Source organism: Anianabacter salinae (assembly GCF_019061145.1).
Lineage (GTDB): Bacteria > Pseudomonadota > Alphaproteobacteria > Rhodobacterales > Rhodobacteraceae > Anianibacter > Anianibacter salinarum.
Map to the genome: position 1 here is coordinate 37,946 of NZ_JAHQZS010000002.1, position 20,282 is coordinate 58,227.

General features: G+C 66.8%; 16 protein-coding genes. 9 read left to right on the forward strand and 7 right to left on the reverse strand.

The genetic code is table 11. From position 1 onward, the window contains the following. Window positions 1-2,895: an excinuclease ABC subunit UvrA gene (gene uvrA, locus KTJ87_RS04840; RefSeq protein WP_267137971.1), complete on the forward strand. Its 2,895-nt coding sequence runs from the start codon at window positions 1-3 to the stop codon at window positions 2,893-2,895. 7 nt (window positions 2,896-2,902) lie between these two features. Here the strand turns inward: uvrA and hisH are convergent, their stop codons facing one another. Together hisH and hisB are read right to left on the reverse strand one after the other, a co-directional pair. Next, window positions 2,903-3,541 carry an imidazole glycerol phosphate synthase subunit HisH gene (gene hisH, locus KTJ87_RS04845; RefSeq protein WP_267138738.1) on the reverse strand — a complete coding sequence of 213 codons (639 nt, stop codon included), beginning with the start codon at window positions 3,539-3,541 and terminating at the stop codon, window positions 2,903-2,905. Window positions 3,542-3,616: 75 nt separating this feature from the next. Continuing rightward, entirely contained in the window at window positions 3,617-4,204 is a 588-nt protein-coding gene (gene hisB, locus KTJ87_RS04850; RefSeq protein WP_267137972.1) for an imidazoleglycerol-phosphate dehydratase HisB, read from the reverse strand. 141 nt (window positions 4,205-4,345) lie between these two features. Here hisB and KTJ87_RS04855 point away from each other — a divergent pair, with 141 nt between their 5' ends. From KTJ87_RS04855 to KTJ87_RS04885, 7 genes are all read left to right on the forward strand, one after another. Next, window positions 4,346-4,585, forward strand: a complete 240-nt coding sequence (locus KTJ87_RS04855; protein WP_267137973.1) for an Lrp/AsnC ligand binding domain-containing protein — start codon at window positions 4,346-4,348, stop codon at window positions 4,583-4,585. A gap of 1 nt (window position 4,586) precedes the next feature. Further along, a complete protein-coding gene (locus tag KTJ87_RS04860) occupies window positions 4,587-5,960 on the forward strand; it encodes a phosphohexomutase domain-containing protein (RefSeq protein WP_267137974.1) in 1,374 nt (457 codons plus the stop codon). Window positions 5,961-6,056: 96 nt separating this feature from the next. Then, window positions 6,057-7,685 (forward strand): long-chain fatty acid--CoA ligase, encoded by a 1,629-nt coding sequence (locus KTJ87_RS04865; RefSeq protein WP_267137975.1) that lies wholly within the window; start codon window positions 6,057-6,059, stop codon window positions 7,683-7,685. A 6-nt stretch (window positions 7,686-7,691) separates the two neighbouring features. Further along, window positions 7,692-8,183, forward strand: coding sequence for a MaoC family dehydratase (locus KTJ87_RS04870; RefSeq protein WP_267137976.1), 492 nt, complete (start codon window positions 7,692-7,694; stop codon window positions 8,181-8,183). Next, the gene (locus tag KTJ87_RS04875; RefSeq protein ID WP_267137977.1) at window positions 8,180-9,151 is read left to right on the forward strand and encodes an NAD(P)H-dependent flavin oxidoreductase; all 972 of its coding nucleotides are present in this window, start codon (window positions 8,180-8,182) and stop codon (window positions 9,149-9,151) included. The genes KTJ87_RS04870 and KTJ87_RS04875 overlap by 4 nt, the downstream gene beginning before the upstream one ends. Before the next feature lie 30 nt (window positions 9,152-9,181). Then, a complete protein-coding gene (locus KTJ87_RS04880) occupies window positions 9,182-10,417 on the forward strand; it encodes an acyl-CoA dehydrogenase family protein (RefSeq protein ID WP_267137978.1) in 1,236 nt (411 codons plus the stop codon). After that, on the forward strand, window positions 10,417-11,172 hold the full coding sequence (locus tag KTJ87_RS04885) for an SDR family NAD(P)-dependent oxidoreductase (RefSeq protein ID WP_267137979.1): 756 nt from the start codon (window positions 10,417-10,419) through the stop codon (window positions 11,170-11,172). Before KTJ87_RS04880 ends, KTJ87_RS04885 begins: the two co-directional genes overlap by 1 nt. 89 nt (window positions 11,173-11,261) lie before the next feature. Here the strand turns inward: KTJ87_RS04885 and kynU are convergent, their stop codons facing one another. The 4 genes from kynU to KTJ87_RS04905 all read right to left on the reverse strand — a co-directional run bounded on the left by kynU (window position 11,262) and on the right by KTJ87_RS04905 (window position 16,134). Then, a complete protein-coding gene (gene kynU, locus KTJ87_RS04890) occupies window positions 11,262-12,455 on the reverse strand; it encodes a kynureninase (RefSeq protein ID WP_267137980.1) in 1,194 nt (397 codons plus the stop codon). A gap of 94 nt (window positions 12,456-12,549) precedes the next feature. Next, window positions 12,550-13,983 carry an NAD(P)(+) transhydrogenase (Re/Si-specific) subunit beta gene (locus tag KTJ87_RS04895; protein ID WP_267137981.1) on the reverse strand — a complete coding sequence of 478 codons (1,434 nt, stop codon included), beginning with the start codon at window positions 13,981-13,983 and terminating at the stop codon, window positions 12,550-12,552. A 16-nt stretch (window positions 13,984-13,999) separates the two neighbouring features. Next, window positions 14,000-15,574, reverse strand: a complete 1,575-nt coding sequence (locus KTJ87_RS04900; RefSeq protein ID WP_267137982.1) for a Re/Si-specific NAD(P)(+) transhydrogenase subunit alpha — start codon at window positions 15,572-15,574, stop codon at window positions 14,000-14,002. 122 nt (window positions 15,575-15,696) lie between these two features. Further along, window positions 15,697-16,134: a methyltransferase family protein gene (locus KTJ87_RS04905; protein WP_267137983.1), complete on the reverse strand. Its 438-nt coding sequence runs from the start codon at window positions 16,132-16,134 to the stop codon at window positions 15,697-15,699. A 112-nt stretch (window positions 16,135-16,246) separates the two neighbouring features. Between KTJ87_RS04905 and KTJ87_RS04910 the strand changes: the two genes are divergently transcribed. Beyond that, window positions 16,247-17,002 (forward strand): SDR family NAD(P)-dependent oxidoreductase, encoded by a 756-nt coding sequence (locus KTJ87_RS04910; RefSeq protein WP_267137984.1) that lies wholly within the window; start codon window positions 16,247-16,249, stop codon window positions 17,000-17,002. Window positions 17,003-17,082: 80 nt separating this feature from the next. Here KTJ87_RS04910 and KTJ87_RS04915 read toward each other — a convergent pair whose 3' ends face one another. Further along, entirely contained in the window at window positions 17,083-20,274 is a 3,192-nt protein-coding gene (locus KTJ87_RS04915) for a 2Fe-2S iron-sulfur cluster-binding protein (RefSeq protein ID WP_267137985.1), read from the reverse strand. Window positions 20,275-20,282 lie beyond the last annotated feature (8 nt).

The window sequence follows — 20,282 nt, forward strand, 5'->3', positions numbered from 1 at the left end:
ATGCCAGAGATGAAACATATCGAAGTGCGCGGCGCGCGCGAGCACAACCTCAAGAACATCGACGTGGACATTCCGCGCGATCAGCTGGTGGTCATCACCGGCCTGTCGGGGTCCGGCAAGTCGTCGCTCGCCTTCGACACGATCTATGCCGAGGGGCAGCGCCGCTATGTGGAATCGCTGTCCGCCTATGCGCGGCAGTTCCTCGACATGATGGAAAAGCCCGACGTCGATCACATCAGCGGCCTGTCGCCCGCCATTTCCATCGAGCAGAAGACAACGTCCAAGAACCCGCGCTCCACCGTCGGCACCGTGACCGAGATCTACGACTACATGCGCCTTCTGTTCGCCCGCGTCGGCACGCCCTATTCGCCCGCCACCGGCCTGCCCATCGAGGCGCAGCAGGTGCAGGACATGGTCGATACCGTGATGCGGATGGACGAGGGCACGCGCGGCTACCTGCTGGCGCCCATCGTGCGCGACCGCAAGGGCGAGTATCGCAAGGAATTCCTGGAACTGCGCAAGCAGGGCTTCCAGCGCGTCAAGGTCGACGGCGCCTTTCACGAACTGGACGACCCGCCGACGCTGGACAAGAAATTCCGCCACGACATCGACGTGGTCGTCGACCGCATCGTCGTGCGCGAGGGGCTTGAAACCCGGCTGGCCGACAGCTTTCGCACCGCTCTCGATCTGGCGAACGGCATCGCCGTGCTGGAAACCGCGCCCCGCGACGACGACGCCGAGGCCGAGCGCATCACCTTCTCGGAAAACTTCGCCTGTCCGGTCAGCGGCTTCACCATCCCCGAGATCGAGCCGCGCCTGTTCTCGTTCAACGCGCCCTTCGGCGCATGCCCCGATTGCGACGGCCTTGGGGTCGAGTTGTTCTTCGATGACAAGCTGATGGTCCCCGACGAGGCGCTGACCCTCTACAACGGCGCCATCGCACCCTGGCGCAAGGGCAAGTCCCCGTATTTCCTGCAAACCATCGAGGCGCTGGCCAAGCATTACGAGTTCGACAAGAACACGCCCTGGCGTGATCTGCCGCCCCATGTCCGGCAGGTGTTCCTGCACGGCTCGGGCGGCGAGGAGATCCTGTTCCGCTATGACGAGGGCGGCCGCGTCTACCAGGTCACGCGCGCCTTCGAGGGTGTCGTGCCGAACATGGAACGCCGCTACCGCGAGACCGACAGCGCCTGGGTGCGCGAGGAATTCGAGAGGTTCCAGAACAACCGCTCCTGCGGCACCTGCGGCGGCTACCGCCTCCGGCAAGAGGCGCTGGCGGTCAAGATCGGCCCCTCGAAAGGTCCGGCAGACGACCGCCTTCATGTCGGACAGGTCGTGCAGATGTCGATCCGCGAGGCGTTCGACTGGTGCGAAACCGTGCCTGCCAACCTGACCCAGCAGAAGAACGAGATCGCCCGCGCCATCCTCAAGGAAATCCGCGAGCGGCTTGGGTTCCTGAACAACGTCGGCCTCGAATACCTGACGCTCAGCCGCAACGCGGGCACGCTGTCGGGCGGCGAGAGCCAGCGTATCCGCCTTGCCAGCCAGATCGGCAGCGGCCTGACCGGCGTGCTTTATGTGCTTGATGAGCCGTCCATCGGCCTGCACCAGCGCGACAACGACAGGCTGCTGACAACGCTGAAGAACCTGCGCGACCAGGGCAACACGGTGATCGTCGTGGAACACGACGAGGAAGCGATCCGCGAGGCCGACTATGTCTTCGACATCGGCCCCGGTGCAGGCATCCACGGCGGCCAGGTGGTCAGCCACGGCACGCCGGCCCAGATCATCGCCGACACCAATTCCGTGACCGGCCAGTATCTTGCAGGCACCCGCGAAATTCCCGTTCCGGCCGAGCGGCGCAAGGGCAAGAAAGGCAAGAAGAAGGTCACCGTGGTGAACGCCACGGGCAACAACCTGCAGAACGTCACCGTCGATTTCCCGCTGGGCAAGTTCATCTGCGTGACAGGCGTGTCGGGGGGCGGCAAGTCCACCCTCACCATCGAGACGCTGTTCAAGACGGCGTCCATGCGCCTGAACGGTGCCCGTCAGGTGCCCGCACCCTGCGAGACGATCAAGGGGCTGGAACATCTCGACAAGGTCATCGACATCGACCAGCGCCCCATCGGCCGCACGCCGCGGTCCAACCCCGCCACCTACACCGGCGCCTTCACCCCGATCCGCGACTGGTTCGCGGGCCTGCCCGAAGCCAAGGCGCGCGGCTACAAGCCGGGGCGGTTCAGCTTCAACGTCAAGGGCGGCCGCTGCGAGGCGTGCCAGGGCGACGGCGTCATCAAGATCGAGATGCACTTCCTGCCCGATGTCTACGTCACCTGCGAGACGTGCAAGGGCGCGCGCTACAACCGCGAGACGCTGGAGATCCGCTTCAAGGGCAAGTCCATCGCCGACGTGCTCGACATGACGGTCGAGGACGCGCAGGAGTTCTTCGCCGCCGTCCCATCGATCCGCGAGAAGATGGACGCGCTGGTCCGGGTCGGGCTTGGCTACATCAAGGTCGGCCAGCAGGCGACGACGCTCTCGGGCGGCGAGGCGCAGCGCGTGAAGCTGTCCAAGGAACTGGCGAAACGGTCCACCGGCCGGACGCTGTATATCCTTGATGAACCCACGACCGGCCTGCATTTCGAGGACGTGAAGAAGCTCCTCGAGGTGCTGCACGAACTGGTCGAGGCGGGCAATTCGATGATCGTGATCGAACACAACCTCGACGTCATCAAGACCGCCGACTGGCTGATCGACATCGGCCCCGAAGGCGGCGACGGCGGCGGGCAGGTCGTGGCCACCGGCACCCCCGAAGAGGTCGCCGAGATCGCCGAAAGCCACACCGGGCGCTACCTCGGCCCGATGTTGAAGCCGCGCAAGGTGGCGGCGGAATAGCCGCCGCCTACGGCGCCCACTTCAGGAAATTCGCGATCATCCGCAGCCCCGCCGCCTGGCTCTTCTCGGGGTGGAACTGGCAGCCGATCACGGTGTCGCGGCCGACGATGGCTGTGATCTCGCGGCCATAGTCGCACCACGCCAGCCGGTCCTCGGCATGCGCCACCTCGAAATGGTAGGAATGCACGAAATAGGCGTGATCGCCGGTCTTCACGCCGTCCAGCACCGGGTGCACGCCGTCCACGACCAGATCGTTCCAGCCCATGTGCGGTACCTTCAGCGTCACGTCACCGGGCTCGATCCGCACCACGTCGCCGTCGATCCAGCCCAGCCCCTCCACCGTCTCGTATTCATGCCCGCGCGCCGCCAGCATCTGCATCCCGACGCAAATGCCCATGAACGGCACGGCGCGTTCCTCGACCGCCTCGCGCATCGCCTCGAACACGCCGGTCGCCGAGAACAGAGCCGCGCGGCAGGCCGGAAACGCGCCGTCGCCCGGCAAGACGATCCGGTCGGCGCGCGCCACGTCCTCGGCCCGCGCGCTCACCAGCACCTCGCCGCCGCCGCCCTCGCGCGCCATGCGCTGAAAGGCCTTTTCTGCCGAATGCAGGTTGCCGCTCTCGTAGTCGATCAGAACCGTCAGCACGTCGCACCTGTCATCTTTGGTCTTCAAATACCTCCAGGGGGGTCTGGGGGGACAGCGTCCCCCCAGCGACCGGCCCTAGAGCATTCCCTTGGTCGAGGGCACCGCATCCGCCTTGCGCGGGTCCACCTCCAGCGCATCGCGCAGCGCCCGTGCCACCGCCTTGAACGCCGCCTCCGCGATATGGTGGGCGTTGATCCCGTGCAGCAAGTCGACATGCAGCGTGATCCCGCCATGCGTCGACAGCGCCTGGAAGAACTCGCGCACCAGTTCGGTGTCGAAGCTGCCGATCTTGGCGGCGGGCAGCGCGACGTTCCACACCAGGTAGGGCCGCCCCGACAGGTCGAGTGCGGCGCGCACCAGCGCGTCGTCCATCGGCAACAGGCAGGACCCGTAGCGCCTGATGCCGCGCTTGTCGCCCATCGCCTGCGCCAGCGCCTGACCGAGCGCGATGCCCACATCCTCGACCGTGTGGTGATCGTCGATGTGCAGGTCGCCCGAACAGCGCACCGTCATGTCGATCAGCGCGTGACGCGACAACTGGTCGAGCATGTGGTCGAAGAACCCCACGCTGGTCCGGTTGTCGTAAGTCCCGGTGCCGTCAAGGTCGATCTTGACCGAGATGTCGGTTTCCGCCGTCTTCCGCGTGATCGCCGCGCTGCGCATGGCTTGTCTCCCGTGCCCTTCGGCGCTGCTATAGACACAAGCTGCGGCGTTTTCCAAGGGCCACGCAGAGTGTCGTGCCTTGTTGCTTGCCGCCGCGCGCGCCGCCTCATAGGGTCGGGCGCGATCCCAAGGGAGGGCCACATGACCACCTGCGTCTTCGTCCAGATCCGCTGCCGCCCGGGCACCGCCTATGCCGTGGCCGAAGCCATCGCGCTGCGGGAAATCCATTCCGAGCTGTTCTCGACCAGCGGCGAATTCGACCTCATGCTCAAGCTGTATATCCCGGCGGGGGCCGATGTGGGCAAATACATCAACGACAACCTGCTCGACATCGACGGGATCGAGCGCACGCTGACGACGCTGACCTTCAAGGCGTTCTGACGTGCTCACCTGCTTCAAGAGCTACGACGTGCGCGGCACCGTGGGCGTCGATCTTGACGCCTCCATCGCCGCCCGGATCGGCCGCGCCTTTGCCCGCGTGACGGCTGCGCGCGAGGTCGTGCTGGGCCGTGACGCGCGCGATACCTCGCCGATGCTGCTGGACGCCGTGGCGCGCGGCCTGATGGACGAGGGCGTGCAGGTCATCGACATCGGCCTCTGCGGCACCGAAGAAGTGTATTTCGCCACCGAGCATTTCGGCGCGGACGGCGGGATGATGATAACCGCCTCGCACAATCCCGTCGGCGACAACGGCATCAAGATGGTGCGCGCCGGCGCGCGCCCGATCAGCCGCGCCAGCGGTCTGGCCGAGATGGCCGCGCTGGTCGAGGCGGACGCCTTTGGTCCAGCCCTCGGCGGCGGCTCCCGGCGCAGCGCCGATCCGCGTGCGGATTATGTTGCGCGCGTGATGTCCTTCGTCGACCCGGGCACGCTCGGGGCGGCAAAGGTGCTGGTGAACGCGGGCAACGGCGCGGCCGGTCCGACCTTTGATGCGCTGGCGGGTGCCTTGGCACAGGCAGGCGCCGCGCTGCAGTTCGAGCGGATGCACCACGATCCCGACCCGGCCTTTCCGAATGGCATCCCGAACCCGCTCTTGCAGGAAAACCGGCCGGTGACGGGCGATGCGGTGCGCGCGCACCGCGCCGACCTTGGCGTCGCCTGGGACGGCGATTTCGACCGCTGTTTCCTGTTCGATGAAACCGGCGCCTTCGTGGACGGCGAGTATGTCGTCGGTCTCTTGGCGGCAGCCGTGCTGTCCAAGGACCCCGGCGCGGCGATCGTTCACGACCCGCGGGTGCAATGGAACACGCAAAGCATTGTCGCGGCGCAAGGGGGCAGGGCGGTCGCCTCGCCCACCGGGCACGCGCTGATGAAGGAAAGGATGCGCGCCGAGGATGCGGCCTATGGCGGCGAGATGTCGGCGCACCACTATTTCCGCGACTTCATGTATTGCGACAGCGGCATGATCCCCTGGCTTCTGGTGCTGGCGCACATGGCGGACACCGGCAAGCCCTTGTCGGCGCTCGTCGCGGGAATGCGCGCGGCGCATCCGTCGTCGGGCGAGATCAACTTTCGCCTTGCCGATCCCGCCGCTGCCGTGGCGGCTGTCGAGGCGGACTACGGACCGAAGGCCAGGGACACCGACCGCCTAGACGGGCTGTCGCTGTCCTTTGGCGACTGGCGGCTGAACCTGCGCCAGTCCAACACCGAGGCGATGCTCCGGCTCAACATCGAGGCGCGGGGCGATGCCGCGCTGGTGGCCGAGAAGGTCGCCGAAGTGTCGGCCCTGATCCGCCGCGCTGGCTCCGCTGCGTAACGGCCCTATCGACCTTTCGCCCCGCCGCCCCATCTGCTTACATCGCGCCAAGCATGAGAGGCCGGCACGACCGGCCCGAGCAACTGGGAGGAAGCCATGAAGGGCATGATGATGCACCGTCCGCTGCTGATCGCGGACATCCTGACCTACGCCGCCGAAGTCTACCCCGATGCCGAGATCGTCTCGGTCCGCACCGAGGGTGACGTGCACCGCACCACCTATGCGCAGACGCTGAGGCGCGTCGGCAAGCTGGCCCATGCCCTGAAGGGTCTAGGCATCGGCACCGGCGACCGGGTGGCGACGCTGGCGTGGAACGGCTATCGCCATTTCGAACTGTATTACGCCATTTCCGGCATCGGTGCGGTCTGCCACACGATCAACCCGCGCCTCAGCCCCGAGCAGATGAGCTATATCGTCGGCCATGCAGGCGACCGGGTGCTGTTTCTCGACACCACCTTCGTGCCGCTGATCGAAAAGATCCGCGGCCTGCTGCCGGACGATCTGCAGCTGGTGGTGATGACCGACCGCGCACACATGCCCGAGTCCGGGTTACCGCTTCTGTGCTACGAGGATCTGCTGGGCGACCACCCCGAAAGCTACGACTGGCCGGACCTCGACGAAAACGACGCGGGCAGCCTGTGCTACACCTCTGGCACCACCGGCAACCCCAAGGGCGCGCTCTATTCCCACCGCTCGACGGTGTTGCATTCGATGATGGTGGCCCTGTCGCTGCCCGCCGCCTTGCAAGAGGGCAAGCGCATCCTGCCCGTGGTGCCGCTGTTTCACGTCAATGCCTGGGGCCTGCCCTATGCGGCGCCCCTGACCGGCGCATCGCTGGTGTTCCCCGGCCCGGCGCTAGACGGCGACAGCCTGTTCAAGCTGATGGAAGGCGAGCAGGTGTTCTCGGCCTGGGGCGTTCCGACCGTCTGGCAGGGGCTTCTGGGCACGATCCGCAAAGAGGGGCGCGCGCCGAACGGCTTTGGCGACGTGGTGATCGGCGGGTCTGCCGCGCCGTCCTCGATGATCCGCGCGTTCGAGGACATGGGCATCAACGTCTGCCACGCCTGGGGCATGACCGAGATGAGCCCCGTCGGCACCCAAGGCAACCTGCCCGCGCGCATGGCCGGGGCGGGCGCGGACGCAAAGCTGGCCGTGAAGTCCAAGCAGGGCCGCCGCATCTTTGGCTGCGAGTTGAAGATCGTCGACGACGCTGGCAACCGGCTTCCCCATGACGGCGAGGCGGCGGGCGAATTGTTCGTGCGCGGCAACACCATCATCTCGGGCTATTTCGGCAACGACGAGGCGACACAGAAGGCGATGGACGCCGAAGGCTGGTTCGGCACCGGCGATGTCGCCTCGATCGACCGCGACGGGTTTCTGGTGATCCGCGACCGCACCAAGGATCTCATCAAGTCGGGTGGCGAATGGATTTCGTCGCTCGACCTTGAAAACGTGGTGATGGCGCATCCCGATGTCGCGAGCTGCGCCGTGATCGCCCTGCCGCATCCCAAGTGGGACGAGCGCCCGCTGCTGGTGGTGGTGCCCGCCGAAGGCAAGACGCCGGACTTCGAGGACATCAAGACGAAGCTGTCCGAGCATTTCGCCAAGTGGCAGTTGCCCGACGACATGGTCGTGGTCGAGGACCTGCCGCTGACAGCCACCGGCAAGGTGTCCAAGCTGACGCTGCGCGAGCGCTTTGCCGACCATGTCCTGCCGGATGCGTGAGGGCTGATGTCACTGGCCGAAATCAGGACGGCGGGATACCTGGCCCTGCCGCAGATGCGCGCGCGAGTCGGCGAGTGCCTTGGCACGTCTCGCTGGTTCACGGTCGATCAGTCGATGATCGACCGCTTCGCCGATCTGACGGGTGACCGGCAATACATCCACATCGACCCGGTGCGCGCCGCCGCCTCGCCTTTTGGCGGCACCGTCGCGCACGGGTTCCTGACCATCTCGATGCTGGCGGCGATGTCCTATGACGCCATCCCGCTGCCCGAAGGCACCGAAACAAGCGTCAACTACGGCTTCGACCGGCTGCGCATGGTGTCCCCGGTGCGTGCGGGGTCGCGCGTGCGGGGGCATTTCACGCTGGCCGGGATCGACGACATCCGCCCGGGCGAGCTTGGGTTTTCCTGGGATGCGACAGTCGAGATCGAGGGACAGGACAAGCCTGCCCTCGTCGCTCGCTGGCTGCACCGTTTCTATCTGAAGGACGTAACATGAGCCTCCCCCCCATCCTGCAGGGCCTGCGCCTGCCCGTCGTCGCAAGCCCCATGTTCATCGTGTCGAACCCCGCGCTGGTCATCGCCCAGTGCAAGGCGGGGATCGTCGGGTCATTCCCGGCGCTCAACGCCCGCGAAAAGGACGGTGACCCGGTCCAGCTCGAGGCCTGGCTGAAAGAGATCACCGAAGCGCTGGACCGCCACAACCAGGACAACCCCGACAGCCCCGCAGCGCCCTATGCGGTCAACCAGATCGTCCACCGCTCGAACGCGCGGCTGGAGCGGGATCTCGAGATTTGCCATCGCTGGAAGGTGCCGATCTGGATCACGTCGCTTGGCGCGCGGGTCGAGGTGAACGAGGCGGCCCATGCCTGCGGCGGTATCGCGCTGCACGACATCATCAACAACACCTTCGCCCGCAAGGCGATCGACAAGGGTGCCGACGGTCTGATCGCCGTGGCTGCTGGCGCGGGCGGGCACGCGGGCACGCAGTCACCCTTTGCGCTGGTGCAGGAAATCCGCGAATGGTTCGACGGCCCGCTTCTGCTGTCGGGGTCCATCGCGTCTGGCCGTGCCATCCTTGCGGCGCAGGCAATGGGTGCGGATCTGGCCTATATCGGGTCGCCCTTCATCGCGACCGCCGAGGCGAACGCCCAAGCGGATTACAAGCAGATGATCGTGGACAGCGGCGCCGAGGACATCGTGAACTCGGACCTGTTCACCGGCGTGCACGGCAACTACCTTGCGCCGTCGATCCGAAACGCCGGGATGGACCCTGCCGCGCTGGCCAAGGGCGATGTGACCACGATGAATTTCGACGACAGCGCGTCCAAGGCCAAGGCCTGGAGCACGATCTGGGGCTCGGGGCAGGGCATCGGCGCCGTAAAGGCGATCGAGCCGACCGCCGATATGGTCGCGCGACTGGCACGGGACTACAAGGCCGCGAAGGCCGACATGCACGCGCTCTGACGCGCCGCGAAGGACAGGGGAGGAACCGAAATGGACCTTGGAATGACGGACCGGATCAAGGATCTGGTTGCCCGCGTGCGCGACATGGTCGAGACCGACATCGCGCCGCTCGACGCCGAATACCACGCCGAGGTCGGCAGGCACCCGTCGGGCGACCGGTTCCAACACACGGACCGCCAGCTTGAAATCCTCGACACCCTCAAGGCCGAGGCGAAGAAGCGCGGCCTGTGGAACTTCTGGCTGACCGGCAGCGACAAGGGCTTCGGGCTGTCGACGGTCGAATACGCCTACCTCGCCGAGGAGATGGGCAAGGTTCCGATCGCCGCCGAGGTGTTCAATTGCAATGCGCCCGACACCGGCAACATGGAGGTGCTGGAACGCTACGGCACGCAGGCGCAAAAGGATCGCTGGCTGCCTGACCTGCTGGAAGGCCGCACCCGCTCTGCCTACCTGATGACCGAGCCGGGCGTGGCCTCGTCCGACGCGACCAACATCTCGATGCGGGCGACGCGTGACGGCGACGGCTGGGTCCTGAACGGCGAAAAGCACTGGATCAGCGGCGCCGGCGATCCGCGCTGCGGCCTCTACATCACCATGACCGAAACCGCGCCCGAGGCCGCCAAGCACGCCCGCCACACGATGTTCCTGCTGGATGCCAAGACGCCCGGCGTCGAGGTGCTGCGCCCGATGACCGTCTTCGGCCACGACGACGCGCCGCACGGCCACATGCACATCCGCTTTACCGATGTGCGCATCCCCGCCGAGGCGGTCGTTCTGGGCGAGGGGCGCGGCTTCGAGGTGGCGCAGGGCCGTCTTGGCCCGGGCCGCATCCACCACTGCATGCGCGCCATCGGCCAGGCCGAACGCGCGCTTGAATTGATGATCCGCCGCGCCCGCTCGCGTGAGGCGTTCGGCAAGAAGCTGGTGGACCTTGGCGCCAACTACGACATCATCGCCGAATGCCGGATGGAGATCGAACAGGCGCGCCTGCTCTGCCTGAAGGCGGCGTGGATGATGGACACCGAAGGCACCCGCGCCGCCCAGCCCTGGATCAGCCAGATCAAGGTCGTCGCCCCGCGCATGGCGCTCAAGGTGGTGGACGAGGCGATGCAGATGCATGGCGGATCGGGCATCAGCCAGGACTTTCCGCTGGCGCATATGTGGACCCACCTGCGCACCCTGCGCTTCGCCGATGGCCCCGACGCGGTCCACCGCCGCCAGGTCGCCCGCGCCGAGCTGCGCAAGTACACCAACGAAGCCACCTGATGCGCCTCGCGGGCCTCACCGCTTTGATCACCGGGGCGGGCGGCGGGTTCGGGCAGGCCGCAGCCCGCCGCTTTGCCGCCGAGGGCGCGCGGCTTGCCCTGTCGGACATCGGCCCCATCGACACGGAGGGCCTGCCCGAGGGCACGCTGACGGCGCGGCTCGACGTGACGGATGACGCCGCCTGGGCCGCGCACATGGCCGAGATCGCGCGCCGCTTCGGCAGGCTCGACGTCGCGGTCAACAACGCCGGCATTGGCGGCACCATGGCGCCGATCCAGCATACCTCACCCGAGGATTTCGACCGCATCATGGCTGTCAACGCGCGTGGCACCTTCCTCGGCCTGCGCCACCAGATCCCCGCCATGGCGGACCGCGGCGGCGCCATCGTCAACATCGCCTCCGCCGCCGGGCTTGTCGGTGCAGGCCAGCTTGCCGCCTATGCCGCATCGAAACACGCGGTCATCGGCCTGACGAAATCCGCCGCAGACGAGACCGCGCGCAAGGGCATACGCGTCAACGCGCTGTGCCCCAGCTTTGCCGCCACGCCGCTGTTCGACGCGATGGCCGATGCCGTCGCCGCGCGCCACGACACGGACCGCGCCGCCGCCTATGACCGCATCGCCGCCCGCATCCCAATGCGCCGCGTCGCCGTGCCCAAAGACATCCTAGAGGCGCTGCTGCTGCTCGCAGACCCCGCGAACAGCTTCATGACCGGCCAAGCCCTCGCCGTCGACGGTGGCCTCACAGCCGTCTGACACCGGTCCGACCCGTCTCATCTTTGGTCTTCAAATACCTCCAGGGGGGTCTGGGGGGACAGCGTCCCCCCAGCCGCGCCGCCGGGGCTTCAGGTCACGGCAGCGCGCACCAGATACGCAGGATCGTCCCAAAGCCGCCCATCCAGCACATCGCCCAGCACCTCCGCCGCCCGCAGGATATCCGCCTCCGAGGTGTACAGCGGCGTGATGCCAAAGCGCATGATGTCGGGCGCGCGGAAATCGCCGATTACCCCGCGTGCGATCAGCGCCTGCATCGCGGCATAGCCCTGTTCGAAGCGGAACGACACCTGAGACCCGCGCTGCGCCGGATCGCGCGGCGAGGCGAGCGCAAGGTCCGGGCAGCGCGCGGCGACCTCGGCGATGAACAGCTCCGACAACTCCACCGACCGTGCCCGCAGCGCCGCCATGTCCACGCCGTCCCAGACGTCCAGCGCGGTCTCGAGCGCCGCCATCTGGATTACCGGCGGGGTGCCGACGCGCATCCGCTCGATCCCGCGTCCCGCGCGGTAATCGGAATCAAAGGCGAAGGGCGCCGCATGGCCCAGCCACCCCTGCAGGGCGGGGTCCGCCACATCGGCATGTTTCGGCGCGACGTAGATGAACGCGGGCGCGCCGGGGCCGCCGTTGAGGAACTTGTAGGTGCAGCCCACCGCGAAATCCGCCGCGCCGCCGGTCACGTCCACCGGCAAGGCCCCGGCGGAATGGGCCAGATCCCAGACTGCCAGCGCGCCCGCGTCATGGGCCTGCGCTGTCAGCGCGGGCAGGTCATGGCGACGTCCGGTTCGGTAATCCACCTCGGTCAGCATCAGGACGGCGACGGTGTCGTCGATGTGGTCCGCGACGTCTTCGGGCGGCGCGGTCTTGACGACGTGCCCCTGCGCCATTAGGCGCGCGAGGCCCTCGGCCATGTAAAGGTCTGTTGGGAAATTGCCTGTGTCCGACAGGATCACCCGGCGCTCGGGGCGTAGGGCCAGTGCGGCGGCAAGCGCCTGGTAGACCTTGATCGACAGGGTGTCGCCCAGAACCACCGTGCCTTCGGGCGCGCCGATCAGCGCGCCGATGCGGTCACCCAACCGCGCAGGTTGCGCCATCCATCCGGCCTTGTTCCAGCCGGTGATAAGCATCTCGCCCCATTCCTGCGTGACCGCCTGCGCGACGCGCGCGGCGGCGGCGCGGGGCAGGGGGCCGAGCGAATTGCCGTCGAGATAGACGATGCCGCCGGGCAGGTCGAACAGCGCGCGGGTGGCTGTGAAGTCGGTCATGGGAGACATCCTTGAACCCAAAGCCTCGACGAGGCTTTGTCGTCAGACTTTCGATGAAAGTCTGGCGCCGGGGCCGTGGCCCCGGCGCGCCGGATCAGTCGATCTTGGGCAGAAGCGCGTCGAGCGAGGCCTTGGCGTCGCCGTAGAACATCCGCGTGTTGTCCTTGAAGAACAGCGGGTTCTCGATGCCGGAATAGCCGGTGCCTTGGCCGCGCTTGGACACGAACACTTGCTTGGCCTTCCACACCTCCAGAACCGGCATCCCCGCGATGGGCGAGTTGGGATCGTCCTGTGCGGCGGGATTCACGATGTCGTTCGAGCCGATGACGATCACCACGTCGGTGTCGGGGAAATCGTCGTTGATCTCCTCCATCTCCATGACGATGTCATAGGGCACCTTGGCCTCTGCTAGAAGCACGTTCATGTGCCCCGGCAGACGCCCCGCGACCGGATGGATCGCAAAGCGCACGTTCTTCCCGGCGGCACGCAGCTTGCGCGTCAACTCGCTCACCGCCTGCTGGGCCTGCGCGACCGCCATGCCGTAGCCGGGCACGATGATGACGCTGTCGGCCTCGTTCAGCGCGGATGCCACGCCGTCGGCCTCGATGGCGACCTGTTCGCCCTCGACCGCTGCCTGCGCGCCCTGCGGGCCGCCGAAGCCGCCGAGGATCACGCTGACGAAGGACCGGTTCATCGCCTTGCACATGATGTAGGACAGGATCGCGCCCGACGAGCCGACCAGCGCGCCGACCACGATCAGAAGGTCGTTTCCGAGCGAAAAGCCGATCGCCGCTGCTGCCCAGCCGGAATAGCTGTTCAGCATCGACACCACGACGGGCATGTCCGCGCCGCCGATGCCCATGATCAGGTGATAGCCGATGAACAGCGCGGCCAGCGTCATCAGGAACAGCGGCAGCGCGCCGCCGGTGTTGAAGTACCAGATCAGGCACAGCACCGACACCAGCGCCGCGCCGGCGTTCAGCATATGGCCACCGGGCAGCTTCTGCGCCGCGGTGTTCACCTTGCCCGCCAGCTTGCCATAGGCGATCACCGAGCCGGTGAAGGTCACCGCGCCGATGAACACGCCGAGGAACAGCTCGACCCGCAGGATGTTGATCTCGACCGTGTCCTTCTTGGCAAGAAGCGCTGCGAAGCCTTCGGTCATTGCGCGCGCTGCGGGGTCCATCGCCAGCACGCGGGCCAGTTCGATATGGGCGTTGTAGCCCACGAATACCGCCGCCAGGCCGACAAGGCTGTGCATCGCCGCCACCAGTTCGGGCATCTGCGTCATCTGCACGCGCTGCGCCAGCTGCACACCGATCACGCCGCCCATGGCGATCAGGATGACCGACACCAGCCACAGGCCCGATCCCGGCCCGATGATCGTCGCAAAGACCGCAAGGCCCATGCCGACGATGCCGTACCAGACCGCGCGCTTGGCGCTTTCCTGTCCCGACAGCCCCCCGAGCGCAAGGATGAAGAGAACCGCCGCGACCACGTAGGCCGCCGTTGTGAAACCGAATTCCATGGGTTTCCCTCCTCGCTCAGGACTTCTGGAACATGGCGAGCATGCGCCGTGTCACCAGGAAGCCGCCGAAAATGTTGATCCCGGCCATGAACACCGACAGGCCCGCCAGCAGGATCACGAGGAACGACCCCGATCCGATCTGCATGAGCGCGCCGAGGATGATGATCGACGAGATCGCGTTTGTGATCGCCATCAGCGGCGTGTGCAGGCTGTGCGCCACGCCCCAGATCACCTGGAAGCCGACGAAGACCGCCAGAACGAACACGATGAAGTGCTGCATGAAGCTGGCGGGGGCGACCAGCCCGACCCCAAGCAGTAGCGCCGCGCCAACGGCCAGAAGCGTAACCTGTTGCTTGGTCTGCTTCTGGAAGGTGGCCGTTTCGGCGGCGCGCTTTTCCTCGGGCGTCAGCTCTTTCGCCTTTTCCCGCTTCGGCTGGGCCGCGATGGCCGCCACCTTGGGCGGCGGCGGCGGCCATGTCACGTCGCCCTCATGGGTGATCGTGGCCCCGCGGATCACGTCGTCTTCCATGTTGTGTGCGACCTTGCCGTCCTTTTCGGGCGTCAGGTCGGTCATCATGTGACGGATGTTGGTGGCGTAGAGCGTGGACGACTGGGTCGCCATGCGCGACGGGAAGTCGGTATAGCCGACGATGGTCACGCCGTTGTCGGTGACGATCTTCTCGTCCATCACGGTCAGCTTGCAGTTGCCCCCACGCTCGGCGGCGAGGTCGATGATGACCGATCCGGGCTTCATCGCCTTGACCATGTCCTCGGTCCACAGCTCGGGCGCCTCGCGGTTGGGGATCAGCGCCGTGGTGATGACGATGTCCATGTCGGGCGCAAGCTCGCGGAACTTGGCAAGCTGCGCCTCACGGAACTCAGGGGAAGACGGCTTGGCGTAGCCGCCCGATTCAGATCCGTCCGAAGGCGCGTCCTCGAAATCGAGGTAGACGAACTCGGCGCCCATCGATTCGACCTGTTCGGCCACTTCGGGGCGCACGTCGAAGGCGTAGGTCATCGCGCCCAGCGACGTCGCCGTGCCGATGGCGGCCAGACCGGCGACACCCGCGCCGACGACCAGAACTTTGGCCGGGGGCACCTTGCCCGCCGCCGTCACCTGCCCGGTGAAGAAGCGGCCAAAGTTGCTGCCCGCCTCGATCACCGCGCGGTAGCCCGCGATATTGGCCATCGATGACAGCGCGTCCATCTTCTGTGCGCGGCTGATGCGCGGGACCATGTCCATCGCGATCACGCTTGCCGATTTCGACCGGCACAGCTCCATCAGGTCCTCGTTCGAGGCCGGATAGAAGAACGATATCAACAGCTTGCCCTTGGTCAGGCGCTTGGCCTCGACGTCGGTGGGGGGGCGCACCTTGGCGACCACGTCCGACACCTTCCACAGGGCCGCCGGGGTCTTGATGATCTCGACACCGGCCGCTTCATAGGCCGCGTCGGTAAAGCCCGCGCGCTCGCCCGCGCCGGTCTCGATCGCGCAGTCGTAGCCGAGTTTCTGGAGTTGCAAGGCGCTGTCGGGCGTCATCGCCACCCGCGCTTCGCCGTCGAGGATTTCCTTCGGGGTTCCGATCTTCACTTGGTCGTCCCTCTATTTGCCGATTTGGCCGTAATGGTGGGGCGCAGTCGCCGAAAGTCTAATAAACAGGCCTTTGGGTCAGGAACAACCCGAGACTCGCACGGGACGCGCAATAATGTTGCTCAAAGCCATCGCCGGGTCTTTCGGGACCACGCGTCGAAGGCCGTGCCAAAGCCTGCGCGCAGGCGGTCTTCTTCGGGGAGGATGAACCGGCGGGTGAGGATTACGGCGAAGACAGGCACAAGGATCAGGCCCAGCGGCGCGGACAGGATCAGCGTCGACCCGACCAGAACCAGCACGTCGCCCAGATAGATCGGGTTGCGGCTGAACCGGAAGATCCCGCTTGTGACCAGCGCCTGCGGCTGGCGGTGCGGGATCACCGTGGTGCGGGCGCGGCCCATCTCGGCGACGGCAGCGGCCATCAGGAACAGGCCGAACAGGACAAGCGCCCAGCCGCCATAGGCATAGGCGCCCAGCGGCACCGGCCAGAGTTTCGCGATGATCCAGACCCCGGCAAGATGCAGGGCGAGCCAGACGGGAGGCAGGTCGATCCATTTCATGGCGCGACGCTACGCGAGGTCAGGTATCCACGCCACCGCAAAGCATGACGCAACCGCTTGCCCCTGCGGGCCGCGCCGGTAGTCTCGGGCGAAGCACAAGGGAGGACGACAGATGCTGGACGGCAAGCACGCGCTGATCACCGGGGGCGGCACGGGGATCGGACTGGCGATCGCAGAGGCGCTGGCGGCGCAGGGCGCCGAGGTGACGATCACCGGGCGGCGGATGGCGGTGCTGGAGGCGGCCGTGGACGGCAACGCGCGGCTGCATCCGCTGGTGATGGACGTGACCGACGAGGCCAATGTGGTGGGCGGCTTCGCGCAGGCGGTGGATGCGCGCGGGCCGGTGGCGATCCACGTCGCCAACGCGGGCGTCGCCGAAGGGCGTGCGATCCACAAGACCGACATGGAGTTCTGGCGCTGGATTCTCGGCACCAACCTGGATGGCTGTTTCCTGACGGTGCGCGAGGCGCTCAAGACCATGCGCGGCGAGGAATGGGGCCGGGTTATCGCGATCTCGTCCATCGCGGGCCTCAAGGGACTGAAGGGGGCCGCCGCCTACACCGCGTCCAAACACGGCATGGTTGGCCTGATGCGGGCGCTGGCGGCGGATTATCTTGGCAAGCCGATCACCTTCAACGCGATCTGCCCGGCCTATGTGCGCACCGAGATCATCGACCGCAATGTCGCCTCGATCAAGGACCGGGCGGGGGTGTCCGACGAGGAGGCGCTGAAGATGATGGTCGGCGCGAACCCGCATGGGCGGCTGCTGGAGCCGGAGGAAATCGCCGCCGCCGCGCTGTGGCTCTGTGGCCCGGGATCGCAAAGCGTCAACGGGCAGACGATCCAGATCTCGGGCGGCGAGATGTAGGCACCGGCGCGCGCCAAGGGGGTCAGACTTTCACGGAAAGTCTGACCCCAAAGTCTCGGCGAGACTTTGGGCGCGAGGTGTCAGAGGTCGATCTCGACCACGCCCCCCGGGTCCGCCGCGCGGCTTTGGCAGAGGATCATGTGGCTCTCGCGGTCGGCCCTGGACAGCACGAAGTCGCGGTGTTCGACCGCACCCGACACCACGCGGCACTTGCACACGCCGCACAGCCCGTCCGAGCATTTCACGTCCACCTTCACGCCCGCAGCCAAGAGCGCATCAGTCGGCGCCTGATCCGCCGCCACCGCGATCTCGCGGCCGTCTCTCAGGCGCAGGGTGAAGTCGTGGTTCTCATACTCCGGCGTCTCGGGGACCGAGAAGTATTCGAGATGCCGCGCCTCTTCGGGAAACCCGTTCGCCTCGGCCGCACCCATCACCGCGTCCATGTAGGCGTTCGGCCCGCAGGTGTAGACATGCGCGCCCTCGCGGTGCGCCAGCAGTTGCGTCAGGTCGGCGCGCTTGCCTTCGTCCGAGAAGTGATAGTGCACGCGGTCCGCCCAAGGCGCCTGCGCCAGATCGCCCAGGAACCCGGCGTTCTTGCGGAACGAGCAGGAGTAATGCAGCACGAAATCGGCCCCGATGGCATGCAGCCGGTGCGCCATCGCGATCATCGGCGTCACGCCGATTCCGCCGCCCATCAGGTAGGTGAACGTCGCATCCTCGTGCAGCGGGAAATGGTTCAGCGGCTGGCCGATGAAGACGTGGCGGCCTTGCTCGAAGATGCGGTGCATCAGTTTCGACCCGCCGCGCCCGGTGTCTTCGCGCAGAACGGCGATCTGGTAGACGGACGCATCGGCAGGGTCGCCCGACAGCGAATACTGCCGGAAGAACTCGGGCGCGACGACCACGTCCACATGCGCGCCCGCCGCGACCCTTGGCAGGTCCGCGCCATCGAGGCGGCGGAATTCGTATTTCGTGACCGCGTCGGTCATGCGCTCGGCCTTGGACACCACAACTTCGATCACCGGCGAGGGGCCACTGCCCGCAGTGTAGACGTGTTCGGGCGGATCGCCCGCCGCGCGGTGACGCTTGTGTTCCGCCGCCGGGATCATCGCCTTGTAGGCGGCAATCCCTGCCTCGCGGTCCATCGGGTAGGGGAAGGGCCACGGGTGCGGCGCAAGGGGGGCGGGATAGACCGCGAGCGTCTGGTCCTCGAACTTCAGGTCCAGATCCTTCGACAGCCCGCGCTCATTCACCGGCGCGGCGGGCGGGCCATAGGGGCCCTCGTCGGTCATCTCGAGGTCCCACCACCATTTCTTGACCGGGTTCACCTCGCCCCGGCCCATCCGGTCGTCCAGCGCCGCCAGCGCCTTTGCGGCCCCCGGCAGGTTCATCGCCGCCCAGCGGAACGGCGCCTCGGCGAAGAGCCCCTCAAGGTTCCACGGACAGGTCTTCATGCAGCGCCCGCACATCGCGCCGTTCTTCTGGCCGACGCGGTAGGTGGTGCACTTCTGGCTGTCGGATTTCCAGATCTCGTAGCCGTTGAACATCAGCTTCGGCCCGGCGGTGATCGCACCTGATGGGCATTCGCGGGCGCATTTGTTGCACGCCTCGCAGAATCGCTGCAGGCCAAAGTCGATTGGGTTGTCATGGGTGAGCGGCATCGTCGTCGTGATGACGCCCGATTTCAGACGCGGGCCGAGGAAGGGGTTGAGGATCACCTCGCCGATGCGGCTGACCTCGCCCAACCCCGCCAGAAGCAAAAGCGGCGGGTGCAGCACCTCGTCATCCATCACGGTGTGCGTCCGGGCGCCGTAACCGAGGTTGCGGATATGCTGGGCCATGACCCCGCCCAGCAAGGAGAAGCGCAGGTAGGCGCGCATCGACTGCGCGCAGGCGATCCAGTCGTCGCCGGATGCGCCCTCCATCGTCTCGTGGCCCTGATCGACGATCATCGAGATGGCGTTGTCGTGGTAGGGCGTGATCGGCGTGCCGCGCGCGTCGTGGCTGTAATAGGTCCAGTCGGGGCAGGCCGAGATGCCGCAGGCGTCGATCCCCAGCCAGTAGAGCGCGGCCTTGACGTTGTCGGCGTTCTTCGCCGGATCGAGGGTCGAGGGATGCACGTCGCGCGTCTCGCCGTCCTGCAACAGGATGAACGCGCCCAGCGACGGGCGGAAGGCAAAGGCCGAGGCCGATTTGCGCACGTAGTTGCCGTTCTTCGCCGCCTCTTGCGGGCCTTTTCCGAGGTCACCGAACAGCGAGCGTGCGAACATATTGGCGCGTTTGGGCACACGGGCGACATTGGCGCGGTCGATGTAGGTCGTGGGGTCGTCCACGCGTTTCAGCGTCTCGAAGGCATGCGGGCCGTCGCGGAAGTCGCGCTTGGCAAAGGGATCGCGGTTGAGCGCGTTCTTCGCGTGCCGCCCGATGCCCGACAGGTAGGTGAAGCCCGGCTTCTGCCCGCGCGCCAGCGGCTTGTCCGGCGTCATCGAAAGCGTCGTGGTGATCGCGGCAAGGCCGAAGCGGCGCCCGGTGAAGGGATTGACCGCCACGCCGTCCTCGACGGTCGCCAGCCCCGCCATGACCGCCAGCCGGTTCAGATCGACGTCCGAGGCCGCGCCTGAATGCGCCCGCGCATCGAGGCCAAGGATGCGGATGTAGTTCGCCAGCGTCACCGCCGTTTCGGACGCGCGCAGGCAGGCGCGCTGCGCCTGCGCATCCATGATCCAGTCGCTGCCCGGCTCCTGAGCCGAGGGATCGCGCGGCAGATCGTACAGGAACACCAGCGCGTGGGTGTGGTGGCGGCAATCCTGCGGCGGGCGGGCAAGGCTTTCGCGCAGGCCCGCCATGATGACATCGACCCCCGCCGCAAGCGTCTTGGTCTGCATCGTGCGCAGCTTGTCGGCCAGACGGTCGACGTCGGGGTTCTTGATAGGCGTATCCAGATGCACAGCATCGTCCAACCGGCAGATGCCCACCATCGAGGCGTCGCAGTAGTAGCCGAACGCCTTGAGATGCCGTGCGCGCTCATCCGCGTCGTCGGGGATCACCGCCCGTTCACGCTTGACCAGCCCTTCGCGGGTGGCATCGAGCATCGCCTGATAGTCCTGCATCGCGTTCACGATGGACAGGGGATCGTCCGGGCGGCGGAACGACAGCCCCTCCATCGGAGCGAGCGTGTCCAGCCCCTCGGCCGCCTCCATGCGGCCCAGCCGCTCCAGCGGAAACGGCCCAAGGTGCATGGGACGTTTCGCGTAGGACCTCAGTTTTCCCATGTTCCCTC

Excerpts from the sequence above, each read along its gene's own strand:
- uvrA (WP_267137971.1), top strand. The coding sequence starts at position 1 with ATGCCAGAGATGAAACATATCGAAGTGCGCGGCGCGCGCGAGCACAAC.
- KTJ87_RS04865 (WP_267137975.1), top strand. The coding sequence starts at position 6,057 with ATGAAGGGCATGATGATGCACCGTCCGCTGCTGATCGCGGACATCCTG.
- KTJ87_RS04880 (WP_267137978.1), top strand. The coding sequence starts at position 9,182 with ATGGACCTTGGAATGACGGACCGGATCAAGGATCTGGTTGCCCGCGTG.
- KTJ87_RS04855 (WP_267137973.1), top strand. The coding sequence starts at position 4,346 with ATGACCACCTGCGTCTTCGTCCAGATCCGCTGCCGCCCGGGCACCGCC.
- hisB (WP_267137972.1), bottom strand. The coding sequence starts at position 4,204 with ATGCGCAGCGCGGCGATCACGCGGAAGACGGCGGAAACCGACATCTCG.
- KTJ87_RS04905 (WP_267137983.1), bottom strand. The coding sequence starts at position 16,134 with ATGAAATGGATCGACCTGCCTCCCGTCTGGCTCGCCCTGCATCTTGCC.
- KTJ87_RS04915 (WP_267137985.1), bottom strand. The coding sequence starts at position 20,274 with ATGGGAAAACTGAGGTCCTACGCGAAACGTCCCATGCACCTTGGGCCG.
- KTJ87_RS04895 (WP_267137981.1), bottom strand. The coding sequence starts at position 13,983 with ATGGAATTCGGTTTCACAACGGCGGCCTACGTGGTCGCGGCGGTTCTC.
- KTJ87_RS04870 (WP_267137976.1), top strand. The coding sequence starts at position 7,692 with ATGTCACTGGCCGAAATCAGGACGGCGGGATACCTGGCCCTGCCGCAG.
- kynU (WP_267137980.1), bottom strand. The coding sequence starts at position 12,455 with ATGACCGACTTCACAGCCACCCGCGCGCTGTTCGACCTGCCCGGCGGC.
- KTJ87_RS04875 (WP_267137977.1), top strand. The coding sequence starts at position 8,180 with ATGAGCCTCCCCCCCATCCTGCAGGGCCTGCGCCTGCCCGTCGTCGCA.
- KTJ87_RS04885 (WP_267137979.1), top strand. The coding sequence starts at position 10,417 with ATGCGCCTCGCGGGCCTCACCGCTTTGATCACCGGGGCGGGCGGCGGG.
- KTJ87_RS04910 (WP_267137984.1), top strand. The coding sequence starts at position 16,247 with ATGCTGGACGGCAAGCACGCGCTGATCACCGGGGGCGGCACGGGGATC.